Annotated in this window: 22 protein-coding genes, 4 tRNA genes and 1 other annotated feature; of the genes, 5 read left to right on the top strand and 21 right to left on the bottom strand. The window is 49.1% G+C overall.

What is annotated here, in order from left to right:
• Positions 1-190: 190 nt before the first annotated feature.
• Positions 191-316: a sequence feature (Phe leader region), on the top strand.
• Positions 317-344: 28 nt separating this feature from the next.
• Positions 345-1,505 (top strand): bifunctional chorismate mutase/prephenate dehydratase, encoded by a 1,161-nt coding sequence (gene pheA / locus WCT94_RS17745; RefSeq protein WP_336870743.1) that lies wholly within the window; start codon positions 345-347, stop codon positions 1,503-1,505.
• A gap of 100 nt (positions 1,506-1,605) precedes the next feature.
• On the opposite strand, the gene tyrA is transcribed toward pheA, so the two are convergent.
• Both tyrA and WCT94_RS17735 read right to left on the bottom strand, forming a co-directional pair.
• Positions 1,606-2,727, bottom strand: coding sequence for a bifunctional chorismate mutase/prephenate dehydrogenase (gene tyrA / locus WCT94_RS17740; RefSeq protein ID WP_336870742.1), 1,122 nt, complete (start codon positions 2,725-2,727; stop codon positions 1,606-1,608).
• Between the two features lie 6 nt (positions 2,728-2,733).
• Positions 2,734-3,807 carry a 3-deoxy-7-phosphoheptulonate synthase gene (locus WCT94_RS17735; protein WP_336870741.1) on the bottom strand — a complete coding sequence of 358 codons (1,074 nt, stop codon included), beginning with the start codon at positions 3,805-3,807 and terminating at the stop codon, positions 2,734-2,736.
• A gap of 244 nt (positions 3,808-4,051) precedes the next feature.
• Between WCT94_RS17735 and btsR the strand changes: the two genes are divergently transcribed.
• The 3 genes from btsR (at position 4,052) to WCT94_RS17720 (ending at position 6,370) form a co-directional block, all read left to right on the top strand.
• Complete coding sequence (gene btsR, locus WCT94_RS17730) at positions 4,052-4,768, top strand: two-component system response regulator BtsR (RefSeq protein ID WP_336870738.1); 717 nt, start codon at positions 4,052-4,054, stop codon at positions 4,766-4,768.
• A gap of 4 nt (positions 4,769-4,772) precedes the next feature.
• Positions 4,773-5,162, top strand: coding sequence for a DUF2799 domain-containing protein (locus WCT94_RS17725; RefSeq protein ID WP_442955504.1), 390 nt, complete (start codon positions 4,773-4,775; stop codon positions 5,160-5,162).
• Between the two features lie 269 nt (positions 5,163-5,431).
• Complete coding sequence (locus WCT94_RS17720) at positions 5,432-6,370, top strand: SAM-dependent methyltransferase (protein ID WP_336870736.1); 939 nt, start codon at positions 5,432-5,434, stop codon at positions 6,368-6,370.
• 352 nt (positions 6,371-6,722) lie between these two features.
• Here the strand turns inward: WCT94_RS17720 and rplS are convergent, their stop codons facing one another.
• The 5 genes from rplS to ffh all read right to left on the bottom strand — a co-directional run bounded on the left by rplS (position 6,723) and on the right by ffh (position 10,261).
• Entirely contained in the window at positions 6,723-7,070 is a 348-nt protein-coding gene (rplS, locus tag WCT94_RS17715) for a 50S ribosomal protein L19 (RefSeq protein ID WP_010285987.1), read from the bottom strand.
• Positions 7,071-7,132: 62 nt separating this feature from the next.
• Positions 7,133-7,888 carry a tRNA (guanosine(37)-N1)-methyltransferase TrmD gene (gene trmD, locus WCT94_RS17710; RefSeq protein ID WP_015841361.1) on the bottom strand — a complete coding sequence of 252 codons (756 nt, stop codon included), beginning with the start codon at positions 7,886-7,888 and terminating at the stop codon, positions 7,133-7,135.
• Positions 7,889-7,926: 38 nt separating this feature from the next.
• Complete coding sequence (gene rimM, locus WCT94_RS17705; RefSeq protein ID WP_180779587.1) at positions 7,927-8,475, bottom strand: ribosome maturation factor RimM; 549 nt, start codon at positions 8,473-8,475, stop codon at positions 7,927-7,929.
• 18 nt (positions 8,476-8,493) lie between these two features.
• Positions 8,494-8,742, bottom strand: a complete 249-nt coding sequence (gene rpsP / locus WCT94_RS17700; protein ID WP_015841363.1) for a 30S ribosomal protein S16 — start codon at positions 8,740-8,742, stop codon at positions 8,494-8,496.
• 157 nt (positions 8,743-8,899) lie between these two features.
• Positions 8,900-10,261, bottom strand: coding sequence for a signal recognition particle protein (ffh, locus tag WCT94_RS17695; RefSeq protein WP_180787016.1), 1,362 nt, complete (start codon positions 10,259-10,261; stop codon positions 8,900-8,902).
• A 169-nt stretch (positions 10,262-10,430) separates the two neighbouring features.
• Between ffh and WCT94_RS17690 the strand changes: the two genes are divergently transcribed.
• Positions 10,431-11,225, top strand: coding sequence for a cytochrome C assembly family protein (locus WCT94_RS17690; RefSeq protein ID WP_107169154.1), 795 nt, complete (start codon positions 10,431-10,433; stop codon positions 11,223-11,225).
• Positions 11,226-11,291: 66 nt separating this feature from the next.
• On the opposite strand, the gene luxS is transcribed toward WCT94_RS17690, so the two are convergent.
• From luxS to WCT94_RS17620, 14 genes are all read right to left on the bottom strand, one after another.
• The gene (luxS, locus tag WCT94_RS17685; protein WP_010286009.1) at positions 11,292-11,807 is read right to left on the bottom strand and encodes an S-ribosylhomocysteine lyase; all 516 of its coding nucleotides are present in this window, start codon (positions 11,805-11,807) and stop codon (positions 11,292-11,294) included.
• A 153-nt stretch (positions 11,808-11,960) separates the two neighbouring features.
• A complete protein-coding gene (gshA, locus tag WCT94_RS17680; protein WP_180787017.1) occupies positions 11,961-13,514 on the bottom strand; it encodes a glutamate--cysteine ligase in 1,554 nt (517 codons plus the stop codon).
• A gap of 82 nt (positions 13,515-13,596) precedes the next feature.
• Positions 13,597-14,025, bottom strand: a complete 429-nt coding sequence (locus tag WCT94_RS17675; protein ID WP_180787018.1) for a YqaA family protein — start codon at positions 14,023-14,025, stop codon at positions 13,597-13,599.
• The gene (gene yqaB, locus WCT94_RS17670; protein WP_336870731.1) at positions 14,022-14,588 is read right to left on the bottom strand and encodes a fructose-1-phosphate/6-phosphogluconate phosphatase; all 567 of its coding nucleotides are present in this window, start codon (positions 14,586-14,588) and stop codon (positions 14,022-14,024) included. The genes WCT94_RS17675 and yqaB overlap by 4 nt, the downstream gene beginning before the upstream one ends.
• 393 nt (positions 14,589-14,981) lie before the next feature.
• Positions 14,982-15,058, bottom strand: a tRNA-Arg gene (locus WCT94_RS17665).
• A gap of 182 nt (positions 15,059-15,240) precedes the next feature.
• Positions 15,241-15,317, bottom strand: a tRNA-Arg gene (locus WCT94_RS17660).
• Positions 15,318-15,388: 71 nt separating this feature from the next.
• A tRNA-Arg gene (locus WCT94_RS17655) sits at positions 15,389-15,465 on the bottom strand.
• An 8-nt stretch (positions 15,466-15,473) separates the two neighbouring features.
• A tRNA-Ser gene (locus WCT94_RS17650) sits at positions 15,474-15,566 on the bottom strand.
• Between the two features lie 295 nt (positions 15,567-15,861).
• Positions 15,862-16,047, bottom strand: coding sequence for a carbon storage regulator CsrA (gene csrA / locus WCT94_RS17645; RefSeq protein WP_005972168.1), 186 nt, complete (start codon positions 16,045-16,047; stop codon positions 15,862-15,864).
• Between the two features lie 324 nt (positions 16,048-16,371).
• Entirely contained in the window at positions 16,372-18,999 is a 2,628-nt protein-coding gene (gene alaS, locus WCT94_RS17640) for an alanine--tRNA ligase (protein ID WP_336870730.1), read from the bottom strand.
• A 138-nt stretch (positions 19,000-19,137) separates the two neighbouring features.
• Complete coding sequence (recX, locus tag WCT94_RS17635) at positions 19,138-19,632, bottom strand: recombination regulator RecX (protein ID WP_180787020.1); 495 nt, start codon at positions 19,630-19,632, stop codon at positions 19,138-19,140.
• 45 nt (positions 19,633-19,677) lie between these two features.
• Positions 19,678-20,751 carry a recombinase RecA gene (gene recA / locus WCT94_RS17630; protein ID WP_180787021.1) on the bottom strand — a complete coding sequence of 358 codons (1,074 nt, stop codon included), beginning with the start codon at positions 20,749-20,751 and terminating at the stop codon, positions 19,678-19,680.
• 107 nt (positions 20,752-20,858) lie between these two features.
• Positions 20,859-21,353, bottom strand: coding sequence for a nicotinamide-nucleotide amidase (gene pncC, locus WCT94_RS17625; RefSeq protein WP_336870726.1), 495 nt, complete (start codon positions 21,351-21,353; stop codon positions 20,859-20,861).
• A 225-nt stretch (positions 21,354-21,578) separates the two neighbouring features.
• Positions 21,579-21,914: a hypothetical protein gene (locus WCT94_RS17620; protein WP_336870724.1), complete on the bottom strand. Its 336-nt coding sequence runs from the start codon at positions 21,912-21,914 to the stop codon at positions 21,579-21,581.
• Between the last annotated feature and the right edge of the window lie 354 nt (positions 21,915-22,268).

Genomic DNA, 22,268 nt, shown 5'->3' with positions numbered 1-22,268 from the left:
CACGCTCTTTACCCCAATATAACGCGCCTGAGGGCGCGTTTCTGCATTCTACGCCCCGTAATCCACGTCCTAAAGCGCCAACGCGATACATGGTTTAACATTGCATGTGGCGATTTTGTATTGACAGGATGAAAAGCCAACAGTTACCTTACCTGCTAAGCATCTGGATTTTCCTGACTAACCGAGCACGCATGACAAATAAACTGTTTTTCTTCGTATTCTTTTTCACCTTCCCCTGATTTGGGAGGCGATTCGTCGTAAGAGCAAGAATACGAAGACGAACAAAAAAGCCTCCTGACCAGGAGGCTTTTTTTATATAAGAACATAAGGCAGGTAATAGCATCATGACAGACAACCCATTACTGGCACTGCGAGAACGCATCAGCGCATTGGATCTGCAATTAATTGAATTGTTGGCACAAAGACGAGAACTGGCGCTGGACGTTGCCCGCTGCAAATTAGATTCGCATCGCCCCATCCGTGACAAAGAACGTGAACGTGATTTGCTGGACAAACTGACAGCCGCTGGGAAAAAGCATCATCTTGATGGTCACTATATTACCCGCTTATTTCAGCTCATTATTGAAGATTCGGTACTGACACAGCAGGCTCTCTTACAGCATCACCTCAACCAAACAACATCACACTCTGCTCGTATTGCGTTCCTCGGTCCGAAGGGGTCTTATTCTCATCTTGCCGCCCGCCAGTATGCCGCACGACACTTCGAGCAACTCATCGAATGCGGCTGCCAAAAATTTCAGGACATCTTCACTATGGTGGAAACAGGTCAGGCAGACTATGCCGTTCTGCCGATTGAAAACACCAGTTCCGGCTCGATCAACGATGTCTATGACCTGCTTCAGCACACGGGATTATCCATCGTCGGTGAATTGACCAACCCGATAAATCACTGCGTCCTGGTCGCCACCGATACGTCTCTGGCACAAATCGAAACGGTTTACAGCCATCCGCAACCGTTCCAGCAGTGCAGCCATTTCATTAATCGTTTTCCGCACTGGAAGATTGAATATTGTGAGAGCACCGCTGCAGCGATGGAAAAAGTCGCGGCGCTCAACTCACCAAAAGCAGCGGCTCTCGGCAGCGAAGCCGGTGGTCAGCTTTATCAGCTCCAGGTGCTGGAACACGATCTGGCCAATCAATCGCAAAACATCACTCGCTTCATTGTATTAGCACGTAAGCCTATCGACGTGACTGAGCAAGTACCGGCAAAAACCACGCTAATTATGGCAACCGGCCAACAGTCTGGTGCGCTGGTAGAAGCCCTGTTGGTATTGCGTGATAACGGCATTGTGATGACCAAGCTGGAATCCAGACCGATCAACGGTAACCCGTGGGAAGAAATGTTCTATCTTGACGTGCAGGCGAACCTGCGCAGCGATGCTATGCAGAAAGCGCTAAAAGGATTAGCCCCCATCACCCGCTCGTTAAAAGTGTTGGGCTGTTACCCCAGTGAAAACGTCGTCCCCGTCGATGTGAACGAATAGTCGATACGAACGAATCATTGAAAAAGCCATCCTGGTCTCCACCGGGATGGCTTCTCGAACACAATTCAATTATCAAACACAGCTCAAAGATGAAACGTATTTATTGACGGATATCGTTTGCCTGACGCAAAAGTACCCGGCTCTCCGCCTGAAAGCGTTTGGCATAGTCGCCAAACCAGTGTTCGACTTTTTTGAAGCTGTTAATAAACTCAGCTTTATCAGTCTGCTCCAGTAACGTAATCGCTTCGCCAAAGCGTTTGTAGTAACGCTTAATCAACGCCAGATTATCCTCTGAAGACATAATAATGTCGGCATAAAGCTGCGGGTCCTGTGCAAACAACCGCCCAACCATGATCAACTCCAGACGATAGATTGGCGATGACAGAGCGAGTAGCTGCTCAATCTGCACATTCTCTTCGGCTAAATGCAGACCATAGGCGAATGTCGCAAAGTGACGCAGCGCCTGAATGAACATCATGTTCTGATCGTGTTCAACCGCGCTAATGCGATGCAGACGCGCGCCCCACACCTGAATCTGTTCCAGCAACCACTGGTAAGCTTCCGGCTGCCGACCATCGCAATAGACAACAACCTGCTTGGCAAGGCTACCGCTGTCTGGCCCGAACATAGGGTGTAGCCCCAGTACCGGACCACGATGCGCCGCCAGCATCGCCTGGAGCGGGCCATTTTTTACCGATGCCAGATCAACCAAAATACAGTCATCCGGCAAAGCAGGCAGGCGGGCAATAACCTGTTCAGTCACGTGAATCGGCACGCTAACAATCACCATGCCGGCATCAGACAGCAGTTCATCCGCGCGCGGCCAGTCATCCTGCTCCAGAATCCTTACCTGATAGCCCGACAGCGTCAGCATTTTTTCAAACAGATTGCCCATTTGACCACGGCCACCGATGATGACGACCGGTCGCAACTGTGGACACAGCGTTTTAAAGCCTTTGTCATTTTCGCTGGTATAGGATTCGCGCATGGTTCGCCGCAGGATATCTTCAATGAGATCCGGAGGAACCCCCATCGACGCCGCCTCTTTACGGCGGGAGCTGAGCATGGCAGCTTCACGATCGGGCGCATAAATAGGCAAGCCATAGCGGCTTTTCACTTCACCCACTTCCGCCACCAAACGCAACCGACGTGATAACAGCGCGACAAGCTCCTTATCCACCTCATCTATCTGATCACGTAATGCGGTCAGTTCAGCTACCATATCTTGTTACTCTCCTGAATGTTTCACACGCGCAGCACTCAGCTCTTGATGAACGGAACGCAGCAGCGCTTCTGTACTTTCCCAACTGATACAGGCATCCGTGACTGATACACCGTAGCGCATATCTGAACGCGGCTGTTCTGAAGACTGGCTCCCCTCGTTAAGGTGGCTTTCCAGCATCAGTCCTATAATGGAACGATTTCCCGCCTTAATTTGTTCAATCGCAGATTCAACAACAAGTGGCTGACGGCGGTAGTCTTTATTTGAATTACCGTGACTACAATCTATCATCAGCGCCGGTCTCAGTCCCGCATCCTGCATCTGTTTTTCACATTCAGCGACATCCTGCGCACTGTAGTTTGGTTCTTTACCACCGCGCAGAATCACGTGGCCATCAATGTTCCCCTGCGTTTGCAGCAGACAAACCTGACCTGTTTGGTTGATTCCCACAAAACGATGCGGCATTGCGGCAGCTCTCATCGCATTGATCGCCGTTCCCAAGCTACCATCCGTACCGTTTTTGAACCCGACAGGCATTGACAGGCCGGAAGCCATCTCACGGTGGGTTTGTGATTCAGTTGTACGTGCACCAATAGCCGACCAGCTGAACAAATCGCCCAGGTACTGCGGGCTGTTCGGATCAAGTGCTTCGGTCGCCAGCGGCAGCCCCATATTCACCAGTTCCAGCAGCAAACCGCGCGCGATATGCAGCCCTGATTCCACATCAAATGAGCCATCCATGAACGGATCGTTGATGAGCCCTTTCCAGCCCACGGTAGTACGTGGTTTTTCAAAATAAACACGCATCACAATATAAAGGCGATCGTTTAATTCAGCGGCGAGCGATTGCAGGCGGCGTGCGTATTCCAAGGCGGCATCAGTATCATGAATCGAGCAAGGCCCACAGACGATCAGCAGACGATCATCGCGGCCGTGAATGATATCCGCAATGGTTGCTCTCGCTTGGGCAATATCGCGTTGTTCTGCATCGTTAAGTGGAAACTTGGCTTTCAATTCATCGGGGGTAATCAAAACCTGTTCTGCACTGATATTAATATTGTTAAGTGAATCTTTTTGCATGATCCCATTCCTGAAAAGTTCGGTATGTTCGCGACTGTCTGTATAGCCTATTGCCTGTACGACCTACGCGTGATGTTTACACCATAACACGAACCGTAAAGATTTCAATCCACTTAGTGTAAATAAAAAATTACCACCCTAAATATTGTCATAAAACAATATCTGCATGCCCGATCACTTCCCGACGCAACCATGCCTATCTCCAGCGTGAATAATGATAGAATCACGCCAACAAGGGGGAAGGATGCTGAAAGCGATAATCATCGATGACGAACAGCTGGCACGTGAAGAGCTCAGCCTGTTACTGGAAAATGAATCTGATATCACCATCATTGCACAGTGCAGCAATGCGCTGGAGGCAATACCCGCGATTCACCGGCTGCAACCGGATGTTATTTTTCTGGATATACAGATGCCAAAGGTCAGCGGATTAGAGCTGGTTGCCATGTTGAATCCAGAAAATATGCCTTATGTCGTCTTCGTGACAGCCTATGACGAGTACGCGGTGAGAGCATTTGAAGAGCATGCTTTTGACTATTTACTGAAACCGCTGGATGCACAGCGGCTGAGCAAAACGTTAAATCGTTTACGGCGCGGCACAAGCGTAAACAAAAACGTACAGATAATTTCAGAACCCTTACTTCGTCACATCCCCTGTAATGGGCACAACCGTATTTTTTTGCTCAAAATTGAGGAAGTCGAGTATCTTTGTTCGGAACTCAGCGGCGTGCACGTCGTGGGCGTCAGCCAGTCCGGCTATACCCAGCTTTCACTGAAAACGCTGGAAGAGAAAACGCCTTTTGTCCGTTGCCATCGTCAATATATGGTTAACACGGAGCAACTGAAAGAAATACAGTTAATGGAGAATGGTGCAGCAGAAGTATTGACGCACACGGGAAAACACATCCCTGTCAGTCGCCGCTATCTCAAATTACTGAAAGAAAAACTGGGCATCGCCTGACGGCATGCTCCTTCGGGCCAATGGCCAAAACATTGAAGGTTTGATGATGAAATACAGTTATGTCTTGGCTGTAATTCTTTTAATGACAGCATGCCAAAGCAACGTCCCTTCGTTACCGACTAAAAGTGAATCAGGATTCTGGTATGAAGCGGGTTATCAAGATGCAATATCTGGCATGGTCGTAAAGGACAATAGCACCTTACAGGAATGGTTTGGTAATCCGCAGATCGATCGTGAAACCTACCTGCGTGGTTATCAGGCCGGACAATCGGCTTTTTGCGGTACAGATAACATTGAAGAATGGGGCAAAGCTGGAAAAAACTTTCCCGCCAGTTGCGATGGCGTAGAGAATGCGGAAGCGCTGCGAATTCACTGGCAGCAAAACCTGCCTTAATCTCCTTCCAAAGATAAGACGAGACGGTGATCCATACTCATCAGCGAGTTAGCTGGCAAAAAGCTATGGATCATCGTATCTGGTAACAATTCCACTCACTTTTATACTCACATAGAAATACGTCAGACATACCTCGCCTCTATTATCGCTCAAGCGAAATAATCACATTAAGTTATTAATAACCTAATGCTGGGATAACGAAAAAATCATCGGTCATTGATAGTTAGTCCCATTATTCCTGATAGCGATTGATATTATGGAGTGCTCACATGTCTGGTTCACACAAGCCTCATAACCCGTCTCTGAATAACAGCTCAAGGCTCTTATCACACGCAACATCATCGCAGGAAAGCCATGATGAACGAGTCGCTGCGGTAAAGAACAGAATTATCGAGTCCGGTGACCATCCCGGTATTTCCGTAAAGGAACAGTTGGCGCTTCTGGATGCCTTCTCCCACCTTGAATTAGGCAAATTTTTACTAAAACATCATGGGTTAAATGCGTACTGGACGCATAACGTGATAGCACATCAGACAACTCACTATGTAAACCCGCTCGAAGAAATCATCTACACACAACTCCCCAGCGTTTTAGCGACACGCGAACGGTTCGGTATTTTCCAACGCCTGCTTCAAGAACGCTTACGGCCGAATGCCGTCATGGTATCCGTCCCCTGCGGCGTCATGGCCGACTTACTGCTGCTGGACTATACGCGGCATCGAGATGTGAAATTAATCGGGATCGACCTGGATAGACAGGCGCTGGAAGAGGCTTACAAGCTTGCCAGCCAACGAGGATTGGAAAACCAGATATCGTTGGTACTGACTGATGCCTGGACAGTTGATTTGGCCGCACAAGCTGATGTGATTACCAGCAACGGGCTCAATGTTTATGAGCAAGATGATGACAAAGTGACCGAACTTTACCGCGTGTTCTATTCAGGGCTGAAACCTGGGGGCACGCTGATAACCAGCTTTATGACGCCTCCTCCTACGCAATCGCAAGACTCCCCATGGACAAACGCCGACCCGAAATTGCTGGCGCTCCAGTATGTCCTTTTCTCACGCATTATCGAGGCAACCTGGACAGCGTTCCGTACCCACAAACAAACGCAATCGCAGTTAGAACAAGCCGGATTTACAGATATTCAGTTTATTAACGATCATATGCACATGTACCCAACGGTAATCGCTAATAAGCCGTACTGAACAGGATAAAAACGGTATCAACGCGATATTTTGATCGCCGTAACCGATCAATACTGAAAAATTGATCTGTATAAACGTTTATAAAATAACCATGCGTGATGTCATTATGGTACTGAAATTCAAACAATAATGATGGCACCAGGGAAAGCGAAGCCCACCAAAAAGGTGGGCTTTTTACTGCTAAAGCAAACGATGTCTTAGCCACAGCCATTAAGTAAAGCACGCATCCCCTTGAGAGATAACACGATGCATTTCCGCCACCGCTTTGCCGCCAACAGACATAAAAAAAGGGTTTAGCCTTTGGCTAAACCCCTTATAAATAACAACTTTCGGATGTTGCGAAAGCGCTATCTTAGTTAAGACGCTCTTTGATACGAGCAGACTTACCAGTACGCTCACGCAGGTAGTACAGTTTGGCTTTACGCACGGCACCACGACGTTTAACAGCGATGCTGTCAACTACTGGGGAGTGAGTCTGGAATACACGCTCCACGCCTTCGCCGTTAGAAATTTTGCGAACAGTGAATGCAGAATGCAGACCGCGGTTACGAATAGCGATAACCACGCCCTCGAATGCCTGCAGACGTTTTTTGCTACCTTCAACAACCCATACCTTCACTTCTACGGTATCACCCGGACGAAATGCAGGTACGTCCTGCTTCATTTGTTCGTCTTCGATTTGCTTAATAATGTTGCTCATAATATGTCTCTTACCCTAGGTAAACTGATAGTTGGGTTCGCACGGCCAACCGGCGTAACCACCTAATACTCTTGTTGCTCAGACTGATATTCACGTTGGAATTCAGCCAGCAACCTTGTTTGCTCGTCAGTCAGAGCTAGGCTTTTCAGAAGTTCAGGTCTTCTAAGCCAGGTTCGGCCCAGCGACTGCTTCAATCGCCAGCGGCGTATTTCCGCATGATTTCCAGACAGTAACACTGCCGGGACCTCCATGCCTTCCAGTATTTCAGGGCGAGTGAAATGAGGACAGTCCAGCAATCCATCGGCAAAAGAATCTTCTTCTGCTGAAGCCTGATGCCCCAGAACGCCCGGTATAAAGCGGGCAACGGAGTCAATCAGGGTCATCGCTGGCAGTTCCCCACCGCTGAGTACGTAATCCCCTATCGACCATTCTTCATCGATTTCGGTTTTAATTACGCGCTCATCGATCCCCTCGTACCGTCCACAGACCAGAATCATCTTCTGGTTCGTAGCGAGTTGACGTACGCCTTGCTGATCTAATTTACGGCCCTGAGGTGATAAATAAATCACTCTCGCGCCTTCGCCTGCCGCTGCTTTTGCTGCGTGGATCGCATCCCGTAAAGGTTGCACCATCATCAGCATTCCGGGACCGCCGCCATAAGGTCGGTCGTCCACGGTGCGATGCCGATCGTAAGTGAAGTCGCGAGGACTCCAATACTGTACGTTCAGCAGGCCATTTTTTACTGCCCGGCCAGTGACTCCGTAATCAGTAATTGCCCGGAACATCTCTGGAAACAGGCTAATCACCCCAATCCACATAGTCTCGTTCCGCTGGGTACTACTGGTCAATTCAGAGCTCAAAAACCAGGATCCCAATCTACTTCAATAGTTTGAGTAGAAAGGTCGACGCGCTTAACAACCTGTTCAGTGAGGAACGGAACCAGCCGCTCCTTGACTCCGAAGGCATCTTTCAGGTTGGCTTTTATCACCATCACATCGTTTGAGCCGGTTTCCATCATATCGATGACTTTACCCAACTCATAACCGGTTACGGTCACGACCTGACAGCCCATAAGATCCTTCCAGTAATAATCACCTTCGCCCAGATCGGGCAGTTGTGACGAATCTACGACAATTTCGCAATTAGTCAGTAAATTAGCCGCATCACGGTCATCAGTACCTTTCACTTTAATGATCAGATCCTGATTGTGATACTTCCAGCCTTCAATCTCGACAAGCTGCCAACCGCTTTTGCTCTGGATGAACCAAGGCTGATAATCAAAAATGCTCTCGGCATCTTCGGTGGATGAAAACACTCTGAGCCAACCTCGGATGCCATACGCCGATCCAATTTTCCCCATCACAATCGGGTTAACGGGAGGCTTTGGGCTGAGTTGATTGCTCATTATCACCACCGCAACAGATTATGCTGCTTTTTTAGCGTCTTTGATCAGCGAAGATACGCGATCAGACACAGTTGCACCCAGACCAAGCCAATGCTCGATACGGTCCAGATCCAGACGCAGGGCTTCTGCTTGACCAGCTGCGATTGGGTTGAAGAAACCTACGCGCTCGATGAAACGACCATCACGCGCATTGCGGCTGTCGGTCACGACTACTTGATAGAAAGGGCGTTTTTTAGCGCCGCCACGTGCCAAACGAATTGTTACCATAACATCCTCTTTAGTGAATAAAACAACTGGGCCCCATCGAGGAACGGAGCCCAGTATGTCATATAAAAAGCCCGAAAATTTTACTCATTTTGGCGTAAAAAGCAATCTAAAGCGTGTAATCTCGCCAAGAGTTTCTCTGCACCATCGGTTTCGGTGGTTAACGCCCCGGGAATCCTGGTGGCATCATCCCTTTCATACCGCGCATCATTTTCGCCAGGCCGCCGTTTTTCATCTTCTTCATCATTCGCTGCATATCATCGAACTGTTTCAGAAGACGGTTTACATCCTGCACCTGCATGCCAGAGCCCATCGCGATACGACGTTTGCGCGATCCTTTGATGATCTCAGGTTTGGCACGTTCCTGATGCGTCATTGAATTAATGATCGCTTCCATACGTACCAGCACCTTGTCATCCATTTGCGATTTCACATTATCAGGCAGCTGGCCCATACCGGGCATTTTGCTCATCATGCTCGCCATGCCACCCATATTGCGCATCTGCTTGAGCTGATCCAGAAAATCGGTCAAATCGAACCCATCGCCCTTCTTCAGCTTCTTCGCCAGCTTCTCTGCCTGTGTACGGTCGACCTTGCTTTCAATATCTTCAATCAGTGAAAGCACATCACCCATGCCGAGAATACGCGATGCCACACGCTCAGGGTAAAACGGCTCCAGCGCTTCGGTTTTTTCACCGACGCCGAGGAATTTAATCGGCTTACCAGTAATGTGGCGGATAGATAGCGCCGCACCGCCACGGGCATCACCATCAATTTTGGTGAGGATCACACCGGTCAGCGGCAGCGCTTCATTAAAGGCTTTCGCCGTATTCGCCGCATCCTGCCCCGTCATGGCATCAACAACAAACAGCGTTTCAACTGGCTTAATCGCCGCGTGAACCTGTTTGATTTCGTCCATCATCGCGTCATCGACGTGGAGACGGCCCGCGGTATCGACCAACAATACATCGTAGAATTTCAGCTTAGCGTGTTGTAATGCACGTTCTACAATCGCAAGCGGCTTTTCCTGCACATCTGACGGGAAGAAATCGACCCCAACCTGCTCTGCCAGCGTTTCCAACTGCTTAATCGCCGCCGGGCGATAAACGTCGGCAGAAACGACCAGCACTTTTTTCTTCTGCTTTTCACGCAGGAATTTACCCAGCTTACCCACGCTGGTTGTTTTACCCGCACCTTGCAGACCCGCCATAAGAACAACCGCTGGCGGCTGCGCAGCAAGATTCAGCTCGGCGTTGATTTCACCCATGGCGCTGACGAGTTCATTCTTAACAATTTTGACGAACTCTTGGCCTGGCGTCAGACTTTTATTAACTTCATGCCCGACGGCACGCTCTTTCACGCGATTGATAAAATCACGCACTACGGGTAACGCGACGTCGGCTTCCAGCAATGCCATACGTACTTCACGCAGCGTTTCTTTAATGTTTTCTTCAGTCAACCGCCCGCGGCCACTGATGTTGCGCAATGTGCGCGAGAGTCGATCGGTTAAATTTTCAAACATATCTCATGCTCAACGTAAGACAGGCCGCCAGCGCGACACGAATGGAAGAGATTATACACAAAAGCGGGAACGATCTCAGCGCTGCTGACGGAGAACTGTTGGTGCCCACGACGACTAACGCTATACTGATTCTTCATTTTACCTAGTTGATATTTAATAACCTATTTGTATGTCTGTTTTCGCTATTGTGGCGCTTGTCGCCTACACACTCAGCCTCGGACTGATTATCCCCAGTCTGCTGCGCAAGAACAGTGCATATCGTCGGCTGGCAATACTCTCGGCCAGCGCTGCGCTAATCTGCCATGCGGTGGCGCTCTATCAACGTATTTTCGATGTTCAGGTCGGCCAAAACCTTAGCCTGCTGAATATCGGTTCGCTGGTCAGTCTTATCATCTGTACAGTGATGACGATTGTCGCCGCGCGCGATCGTGGCTGGTTTATTCTTCCTATCGTCTACACTTTTGCGCTCATCAATCTGGCCTTCGCCAGCTTCATGCCAAGTGAATTTATTACGCATCTGGAAGCGTCACCGGGCTTGATGATCCATATCGGTCTGGCACTTTTTTCCTATGCCACGCTGTTAATTGCTGCCCTTTATGCGCTCCAGCTCGCTTGGCTGGATTATCTACTCAAGAATAAAAAGCTGGGATTTGCCGCTGATATGCCGCCACTGATGGGCATTGAGCGTAAAATGTTTCACATCACGCAGATTGGCGTCATTCTGCTCACGCTGACGCTCTGTACCGGTTTGTTCTACATGGACGATCTGATCGATAACAAAGAGAATCTGCATAAGGCCGTGTTCTCCCTGTTTGCGTGGTTCATCTATATTCTGCTGCTCTGGGGACATTATCATGAAGGGTGGCGTGGTCGACGCGTTGTCTGGTTCAGCCTGCTCGGCGCGCTGATGCTGACGCTTTCCTACTTTGGTAGCCGGGTTATACAGCACTTTCTTGCCGTCTGACCCTTCTCGAACAAAAAAAGAGAGCCAACTTTCGGCTCTCTTTTTTATTTGTACCTATCCGACAAACTAGATATGCAGCTCGGCCAGCTTATCTTTCGGCAGTGCCAGATCGTCATTTTGGTTGATACCAATATCGTGATCCACGATGTGCTGAGCGATTTCCTGCGCTTCTTTCAGCGAGTGCATCTCATAGGTGCCACACTGGAATTCGTTCAGCTCAGGAATTTTACGCTGGTCGGTCACTTTCAGAACGTCAGCCATCGCCGCTTTCCAGGAGTCAGCAACACGTTGCTCATCCGGCGTGCCAATCAGGCTCATGTAGAAACCCGTACGGCATCCCATCGGAGAAATGTCGATAATTTCCACGCCATCACCGTTTAAATGATCGCGCATAAAACCAGCAAACAGGTGCTCTAGCGTATGGATACCACGCTCTGGCATGACCTCGATGTTCGGGCGACAGAAACGCAGGTCAAATACCGTAATATTGTCGCCATGAGGGGTTTTCATGGTTTTAGCGACCCGAACGGCGGGTGCGGCCATACGAGTATGATCAACGGTAAAACTGTCTAGTAACGGCATAATTCCACCTCCTCAAAGAAAAAAATTCATTTTTTCTCGTTTCCGAGAACTTTTCCTTTTTATGCGAGTCTGACTTACTGAAAGACGCGCATTTATTATCATCATCCCTATTAGAGATGTTTATTTGGCCACAGTTTCTGTGGCCTTTTCTTTTTAATTCGCCGCCAGATAATCGTCAAAGCTCATCGTATCTTCAGACTCAATCTGACGTTGACGCTGCCAGGAGCGTTCGCTCGCAGCAGCCAATTGTTCTTCCGTCAACACCTGCAACGGTTCGTTGCTGAGCATTTTGCGGTATTCTTCCGCTAAATTCAGCCCCACGCTACCATTGCCTTCTTGCTTCATCAACGTTAATAGTCGACCAGAGAACGTCGTTTCTGGATCGTCAAAGCCAGCAAGCAGCTCATCGCAAACCTGCTGATAGTGCGGTTGACCGTTTTCCGCGTCCAGTACTTCCGCAACACGACGTAAATCCGCAAACAGGGATTTTCCTACTTCGGCAATTGGCTGTTGGATGGTTTCACACCGCATACCCACCGTTTGCCCCGGTTTACGTCCTTCCAGAATCACCCGATTCCAGTTTTTACGCGTACACAGTAGCTCATCGGCGCTCATTTCCGGCGCATCTGCCAGCGCACACCAGATCAGGAATAAATCCAGGAAACGTACCTGACTTTCACTCACTCCGGTCGGAGAGAAAGGATTAATATCCAGTGAACGCACTTCGATATATTCGATTCCGCCACGCAGCAAGGCATCAGACGGCGTTTCGCCCGCGCGCGTCACACGCTTCGGACGAATCGGTGCATAAAGCTCGTTCTCAATCTGCAAGACGTTCGTATTCAATTGTAGATAACGACCATCCTTCTTCATACCAACCCGAGCATATTCCTCAGACGGCGTTTTTATCGCGCGTTTTAACGCAGCGACATAGGTATCCAGATCGTTAAACGTAATCCCCAAATTGCTCTGTGATTTATTGGTATAGCCTAAGTCACTTAGCCGCAGGGAGGTTGCATAAGGCAGATACAGCATGCCTTTTTCCGTGCGCTCAAACGGCAGTGCCGTTTCCCGCCCTTTCAGGAAAGAAGAACAGATCGCCGGAGAAGCACCGAACAGGTAAGGGATCACCCAACCAAAGCGGTAATAGTTGCGAATCAGTCTGAAATATCCTGCTGAAATGGCCTTTTTCCCGCTTTCTTCATCAGCGACACCTTCTCGCGCCTGCCAGAATGACAGCGGAAGGGAGAAGTTGTAATGCACCCCGGAAATGGTCTGCATCAACGCACCATAGCGGTTTTTCAGCCCTTCACGATAAAGCGTTTTGAAACGCCCAATATTTGATGAGCCATACTGCGCTAGCTCTATATTTTGCTCGCTGTCGATAAAACACGGCATGCTCAATGGCCACATCCGCTCATCACCCAGATTGCGGGAAACGTGGCGATGGATATCGCGCAGAAACGTCAGCAGATGATCAACATCTTTATCGACCGGCGTAATAAATTCTAACAGCGCTTCTGCAAAATCTGTCGTAATCCACGGGTGTGCCAACGCCGAGCCCAATATCTCAGGGTGCCCTGTCGTAGCAAGGTGTCCGTTTGCTGTTACGCGCAATGTTTCGCGTTCAATTCCACGCTGAATACCCTTCACCGCCAGTGGGTGTTTTTCCAGCCAAGAAAGTGCTTCTGAAATGTCCGGGATCAAATCGACCTCCCGTTGTTAAAATGTAATGGTTGTAAGCATAATTGAAACTCAGTAGCACTCACCAGTGCACATTGCAATCTGGTTAAGACCACCACGCCATCCCCTGTAACGTTATACCTGCCAATACGATATACCGCAGCGCTTTTCCAATACCAATGAAAACCGCCGATTGCACCCAGGGCATGCGTAGCCAACCCGCTAACACGCACAATAAATCGCCTACTACCGGCACCCAGCTAAATAACAGCGCAGCGCAACCATAGCGCTGCAACCAGCGCATGGCCACCGTATACCCAGCTTGTTGTTTTGGCTGAGGGAGTAAGCGCCCTATAAAAATATTTGTTAACCCGCCCAGCGTATTTCCTACCGTCGCCACAGCGATCAACAGATAGGGTTTTGCGCTGTCAGCCAACAATAACGTTACCAGCAGAACTTCTGAACTACCGGGCAACAGTGTTGCACTGAGCAGGCTACTCCAGAAAAGAGAAAAAACGGCCCAGAACTCACTCACAATGTACGAACGTCAACCACGGCCATGTTAGCGCGTTTAGCAGCTTCAATACCGTAGTCTGCATCTTCAAACACAATGCAGTGTTCCGGTGCCACAGAAATCAACGCAGCACAGCGCAGAAAGGTATCAGGGAAAGGCTTATGCCGAATCACATCATCCGCCCCAACAATTGCATCAAAATAATCATGCAATCCCAAATGCGTTAGCAATCTATCAGCCATGCCATGCGTGCTACCCGTACCGACCGCCATAGGGCGCCGTCCGCGATAATGCTTAACCACATCAATCAGCGGTAGGGGTTTTACTGTATCCAGCAGCATTGCCTCAACAACGGCCGTTTTTTCCGCCGCCAAGTGGTGAGGATCAATATCAGCCTGATGACTGTCGATAATACGCTGTGCAATATGCCAGGTGGGCGAGCCGTTCAACGCTGTCATGGCACTGGCATCATATCTCATACCATACCGTGCAAGAACCTCATCCCACGCTTTATGGTGCGTCGGTTCAGTATCGAGCAGGGTGCCATCCATATCAAAGATCAGCCCTTGATAGCGATCGTACATCATGACTCCATGATCACTGAAAAGAGAGCTTACTTTATCGTAAAGTGAAAACGTTGTCGCTTACTCAATAACCTTATAAAAAACAGGTTATTATCCCCATAGTCATAAGACAGCCTTCGTTTACTCGTCGGCTCAATCTCAATATATAGGCAAGGGAAGGGTAAGAATTAATACACGGAAGTGATGAGAGAAATATCGTTCTGAATCGGCAAGAGGGCAAATGACGTTATCGCGCTAAAAGCAGGTAAAGGACGTTTGATAAAACAGAAGTGGTGTATCTGATAACAGTGTCTGACTTGTACCGTTCAGGCCGGACGTCGATTGCACAATATCATTCTTGCGCTTATTAATTCAGGTAGGAAGTAAGACAAACGTTTTATTTACATCAGAATATGGTGCATCCGGGAGGATTCGAACCTCCGACCGCTCGGTTCGTAGCCGAGTACTCTATCCAGCTGAGCTACGGATGCAGAGTGTGGTGCAGAAATAAGGGAATTGAGCGAGATACCTAAGAATGGTGCATCCGGGAGGATTACTCGGCTTCGCCTTGCCCTTCGGGCCGTTGCTAAAGCAACGTTTTCCTCCCTTGTTCTTGTAATCACAAATGAGCGATTATAAGAGCAAGATAACAACCTTAATCCATATCGAAATATGGTGCATCCGGGAGGATTCGAACCTCCGACCGCTCGGTTCGTAGCCGAGTACTCTATCCAGCTGAGCTACGGATGCATTAATAATTCTTTATCTACGACAATACTTACTTTTACTAATACTACTCGCCTAGCAAAGGCAGTATTTAATGGTGCATCCGGGAGGATTCGAACCTCCGACCGCTCGGTTCGTAGCCGAGTACTCTATCCAGCTGAGCTACGGATGCATATTAAATGGCGGTGAGGGAGGGATTCGAACCCTCGATGCAGCTTTTGACCGCATACTCCCTTAGCAGGGGAGCGCCTTCAGCCTCTCGGCCACCTCACCTTACATTACCTGATTCGCTACTAAGAACTTCTTGTTAGTGCTCACCGGTACTGCGTGGCGCACATATTACTTTCCCAGACTTATAAGTCAAACAATTTTTCCCACCTTGTGTTTGTTTGAACAATTCGCATCCAAGATGCGTATTTTCACAACAAAAAGTCTGTTTTATCGACAGAAAAACAGGCGGTTACCTTGCTAAAAGGAGCGCACAGTAAAAATGGATATATCGATAAATGTGTGGGGAAAAAAGCGGGAAATAACAATTGCGTCCCGCGAACACGAGACGCATTGTCAATCAATATGACGTTGGTTGAGATTTTTCGGCCTGAATACGCTGATAGATCTCTTCACGGTGGACAGAAACCTCTTTAGGTGCATTAACACCAATACGCACCTGGTTGCCTTTCACTCCTAATACGGTAACCGTTACCTCATCGCCGATCATGAGGGTTTCGCCAACTCGACGAGTCAAAATAAGCATTCTTTGCTCCTTGAAAGATTATAAAGAGTCGGGTCTCTCTGTCTCCCCGCCATTATCCATCATGTGCCGTGAAAACGTAAACCTAGACGATGGTATAAGCACCACCACCACACTCCGGTTTGTCACTACTTGTTAGTTTAGTCGATATCAGTAGCTTGTGCTTTTGTTATCACAACAACAGGACTGAGCGTGTCATACTTCAGAATATCTGAAGGTAGCACACGTTCTACCCCACTTGTCGGACCCTTTTCCGCAGACAAAAACGCCACAACCAGAAAGTTATGGCGTTTTTGTTGGATAACGCGAATCAAACGTTATCTATGTTTATAGCTTAGCAGTAACCCAAGATTCAACACTTGCCAGCGCAGCAGGCAATGCAGACACATCTGAACCACCAGCTTGAGCCATATCCGGACGGCCACCGCCTTTACCACCAACCTGTTGAGCAACAAACCCAATCAGTTCACCGGCTTTTACGCGGTCGGTCAGATCTTTCGTTACACCAGAAATCAAGCTAACCCGGCCTTCTGCCGCCGTTCCGAGAACGATAACAGCAGACCCTAGCTGATTCTTCAGGTCATCCACCATCGTGCGCAGCAGCTTAGGATCCACGTTGTCCAGTTGCGTAACCAGCAACTTAACACCACTCACCTCTTTTGCTTTGCCGGACAGCGACGAGCTTTCCTGCGCCGCTTGCTGAGCCTTCAACTGCTGAAGCTCTTTCTCCAACGTGCGAGCACGCTCCAGAACAGAGCGTACCTTATCCGTCAGGTTGTGACTATCCCCTTTCAGCAGTTGCGCAATATCTTGCAGAACGTCGCTCTGACGGTGCAGCGCAGAAAGCGCATTTTCACCCGTGGTCGCCTCAATACGACGTACCCCGGCAGCGGTACCTGATTCCGAAATGATTTGGAACAGGCCGATATCACCCGTACGGCTTGCGTGTGTGCCCCCGCACAGTTCAATGGAGAAATCCCCCATCGTCAGGACACGGACATGGTCGTCGTACTTCTCGCCGAACAGCGCCATCGCGCCTTTCGCTCTCGCATCATCCAGCGCCATGACATCCGTTTGTACGGTAAGGTTACGGCGGATTTGCGCATTGACGATATCTTCAACCTGACGGATCTGCTCAGGTTTCATCGCTTCCGTATGTGAGAAGTCAAAACGCAGATAGCTATCGTTAACCAGAGAACCTTTCTGCGCGACATGATCGCCCAGAACCTGACGCAGCGCGGCATGCAGCAGGTGCGTTGCGGAGTGGTTCAGGCGAATGCGATCGCGGCGTTGGCTATCAACATTTGCATCGACACTGTCGTTAACACGCAGCGAACCCTGAGTCAGTTTACCAACGTGGCCGATTGCCTGACCATATTTCTGAGTGTCCTGAACGGCAAAGCTCGCGCCCGCGTTTTTCAGTTCCCCCTGATCGCCAACCTGGCCACCGGATTCACCATAGAATGGCGTTTCGTTCAGGATCACTACCGCTTCATCACCTGCCGCAATCTGATCAACCGCGTTTCCATTGTGATAAAGCGCAATCACCTTCGCTTGCTGCTGCGTTTTTTCATAGCCGCAGAATGACGTGTTTTCATCCACACGGATGAGACTGTTGTAATCAACGCCAAATCCGCTGGCCTCACGCGCACGCTGGCGCTGAGCCGTCATCGCAGCTTCAAAACCTTTCTCATCGACTTTCAGGCCACGCTCGCGGCACACATCCGCGGTGAGGTCGACAGGGAAACCATAGGTGTCATACAGGCGGAAGGCCGTTTCGCCATCCAACGTATCCCCTTTCAGGTTTTTAATTTCTTCGTCCAGCAGAGACAGGCCGCGTTCCAGCGTACGGGCAAACTGCTCTTCTTCCATCTTCAGCGCCTGCTCAACAACCGACTGCTGCTTCTTCAACTCTTCTGCCGCCGGCCCCATGACTTCAATCAGTGGCGCAACCAGTTTGTAGAAGAAGGCATCCGTAGCGCCTAGCATGTTACCGTGACGTGCAGCGCGGCGAATGATACGGCGCAGAACATAGCCACGGTTTTCATTAGATGGCGTCACGCCATCCGCAATCAGGAATGCACAAGAACGGATATGGTCAGCGATAACACGCAGCGACTTATTGGTTAAATCCGTCGTACCAACGGCTTTAGCAACCGCCTCAATCAGCGTTTTGAACAAATCAATGTCATAGTTTGAATTGACGTGCTGCAACACGGCAGAAATACGCTCTAACCCCATTCCGGTATCGACGGAAGGTTTCGGCAGCGGCAGCATCGTGCCATCAACCTGACGGTTGAACTGCATGAACACCAAGTTCCAAATTTCGATATAGCGGTCGCCGTCTTCATCAGGGCTTCCTGGTGGGCCACCCGCGATGTGTTCACCGTGATCGAAGAAAATCTCGGTACACGGACCGCACGGCCCTGTTTCGCCCATCTGCCAGAAGTTATCAGAGGCGTAAGGCCCGCCTTTGTTATCACCAATACGAATAATTCTTTCGCGCGGTACGCCAACTTCATCAGCCCAAATGTCGTAGGCCTCGTCATCCGTTGCGTATACCGTTACCCACAGTTTCTCTTTCGGCAGGTTGAACCATTGGGGAGACGTCAACAACTCCCACGCATAGCGAATCGCATCATGCTTGAAGTAATCACCGAAGCTGAAGTTACCCAGCATTTCAAAGAAGGTGTGATGGCGGGCGGTATAACCTACGTTTTCCAGGTCATTATGTTTACCACCGGCACGCACGCAGCGCTGCGAGGTCGTCGCACGGACATAGTTACGTTTATCCAGCCCGAGGAACACATCTTTAAACTGGTTCATACCCGCATTGGTGAATAACAATGTCGGATCGTTGTTCGGCACCAGAGAGCTGCTATCAACAACCTGGTGTCCCTTACTGTGGAAAAAATCGAGAAACGCTTGACGGATCTCAGCGGTGCTCTTGCTCATAATTGTCCTGGAATCAAGCTAGAAGAACAGGTCGCGGGCAAGGTTAGTCCAGCATGCTGACGCTACCAAGCAACTCACGAACAAAAAAGTGGGAATAAGATAAATTTTCTTCGATGGGAAGTAAAATCCCGTATGCGTTCAATCTGAAAAATTCGTATAAATTGACTGGATTTCTTCATGAAAGAAACCACGATAGAGCAGGTATCGCTGATGTTTGACTTTGTCTTTCCATTCATCGGACAGAGGATGCCCGAATTTTCGCTCCACAACTGATTTCGCCAGCGCGCACCAATCGATCTCACTCTCGTTTAATGCCGTGGCTAATATCGTCTTATCGATTCCTTTCTGGCTCAGCTCCATTTTAATTCGCTGGACGCCATAGCCTTTGCGACTTCGGCTGTTGATATAGCGACGAGCATAGCGCGCATCATCCAGCCAACCGTGCTCCTTGCAGTAAGCAATGGCCACTTCCACCTCTTCTGCTCCAGTTCGGGCAGTCGTGTCGTCCGCTTCATTTTCTGCTTCTGCGCTATCTAATTTATATAAATACGCCGCACATTTGCGGCGTATTTCGGCTTCACTATAATCCCGAACAGAAAGCACATTCATCGCATAGCGTAAGGGTTTATTCATCCATTTACCCGCTGATGTGCTTTGTCACAGGGAATTCAGCCACCATTAAAACTCTTCGTTGCCTTCATCGGCGAATGCATCTTCGTCATGGCTATTGCCCGCAGTGGCAGGCGTCAGCTCATTGCCTTTATGCAGCAGCATTTCACGCAATTTCTTATCCAGTTCCGCAGTAACCGCCGGGTTCTCTTTCAGGAAATTACAGGCATTTGCTTTGCCCTGACCAATCTTGTCGCCGTTGTAGCTATACCAGGCACCCGCTTTTTCGATCAGTTTATGTTTCACACCCAGATCGACTAGCTCACCGTGGATGTTGATGCCTTCGCCGTACAGAATCTGGAATTCAGCCTGTTTGAACGGTGCCGCCACTTTATTCTTCACGACTTTAACGCGAGTTTCGCTGCCGACAACTTCTTCGCCTTCCTTAATCGCGCCAGTACGGCGAATATCCAGACGAACGGAAGCGTAAAACTTCAGCGCGTTACCACCGGTAGTGGTTTCAGGGTTACCGAACATCACACCGATTTTCATACGGATCTGGTTGATGAAGATCAGCAGCGTATTAGCTTGTTTCAGGTTACCCGCCAGTTTACGCATAGCCTGGCTCATCATACGTGCGGCCAGCCCCATGTGGGAGTCGCCGATTTCACCTTCAATTTCTGCTTTCGGCGTCAGCGCTGCAACGGAGTCGACGATGATAACGTCAACCGCGCCGGAGCGCGTCAGCGCATCACAGATTTCCAGCGCTTGCTCGCCGGTATCCGGCTGAGAACACAGCAGATTATCGATATCTACGCCAAGCTTTTTCGCATAAATCGGATCCAACGCATGTTCAGCATCGATGAACGCACACGTTTTGCCTTCACGCTGAGCGGCAGCAATAACCTGTAAGGTCAGCGTTGTTTTACCGGAAGATTCCGGGCCATAAATCTCAACGATACGGCCCATCGGCAAACCACCAGCGCCCAGAGCAATATCAAGAGACAAGGAGCCTGTAGAAATAGTTTCAACATCCATTGAGCGATCTTCGCCCAACCGCATGATAGAACCTTTACCAAATTGCTTTTCGATTTGGCCCAGTGCTGCCGCAAGTGCCTTTTGTTTGTTCTCATCAATAGCCATTTCTGCTCCTGTCATGCGGCGTAAAGCTGCTGTCTCTACGCGGCTGCTTAATCATGAATTGCCGAATAATTACTGACATTATACTGTATGTGCATACAGCATCAAGGTTATTTTTTCAGAAACGCGTCGAGCAGCGTTTGCAGCGCAAAATGGACCGATTGCAGACGTACCGCGTTTCGGTCTCCGCTGAACCGCATTGTCCGCGCGAATGCCCCGCCCTGTTTATCTGTGAAGCCAAACCATACCGTGCCGACAGGCTTCTCTTCGGTCCCCCCGTCGGGCCCGGCGATGCCGCTTACCGATATGGCAAAATCTGCATCGGCGGCCTGCAACGCCCCTGCGGCCATCTCATTGACGACGGCTTCACTCACCGCGCCATGCCGTTCCAATGTCTTCGCGTTCACATTCACCAGACGCTGCTTGGCCAGATTGCTGTATGTCACAAACCCATAGTCAAACCAGCCGGAGCTGCCTGCGACATCAGTAATAGACTTAGCCAGCCAGCCCCCAGTGCAGGATTCCGCGCACGTCAGCGTAGCACCACGCGCCTTCAGTTTTTCACCGACCAAAACACTTAACCGCAGAATGTCAGTTTCCGTCATTGCCGCCTCATTTTAATCAAGGATTGTTGGGTCAGGGTAACACTTTTCCCTGAAAAAGACGCCCCGCAGCGCGGGATGCGAAGCGCATAGCAAGAAGATGAAAAGGGATGAAAAACGAGGGAAAGCGCCGCCGCTAGTTAGGAAGAAAATAGCGCGACGTTACTCTGTAGTCAGTAGAGTACAAGTGGTCAGTAGGGTACAAAGCAGATGGGAATAATGCGTAATTTACATACAGCCTGCGCAACTGGTGCATCGCCAGTCTTGCTTATTTATAGCCCGAAAGAAATATCTAAAATAACACTCTTCGATGGGAATATTATTTTCTTCGAAGCTATCGGCCAGCCAGTCGATATTCTCCAGAATCCAATCATCCTCATCTAATCCGTCTCGGTAAGTTTCATCATCAGGATCGATGATAGAGTAGATCCCCATCGTTCCCATATGATTTTCTTTATATTTTTCAGGTAGCGCGAAATCTTTTTCATTATAAGATATTAACCAGTGACCGTGGCAAAGCAGATTGCCATTACGACTCCACCGGGCAGTAAATGGATTACTCATATTTATTCTCACCAGCATAAAAGCTGGTGATAAACGTAGCACGACATGTTTATAAAGTAAATCGACTCACAGGCCAGATATTATTTAAAGGATAGAGCCTATGGACAACATTCTATTACATCTTAATAGGTACAAATCCATTAACAATAAATTGATAAATATCAATTCATATAAAAATAAAATACCTAAACAGAGAAATACAAATAAAAAAAAGCCCACTAAAAATAGTGGGCGGGGTACTGCGATTATCATTATGGAAAAACCCTGGTGTTTTGCGGCACTTCATTCGGCTACTGTCTGATAGTTACAGTACCGAATGAACATTAACTCAACATTAGGCACGCAAAAATCTTG

The organism is Pectobacterium sp. 1950-15 (assembly GCF_037136835.1).
Lineage (GTDB): Bacteria > Pseudomonadota > Gammaproteobacteria > Enterobacterales > Enterobacteriaceae > Pectobacterium.
Note: the sequence above shows the minus strand (reverse complement) of the source record. Positions and strands in the feature narration are given on the sequence as shown.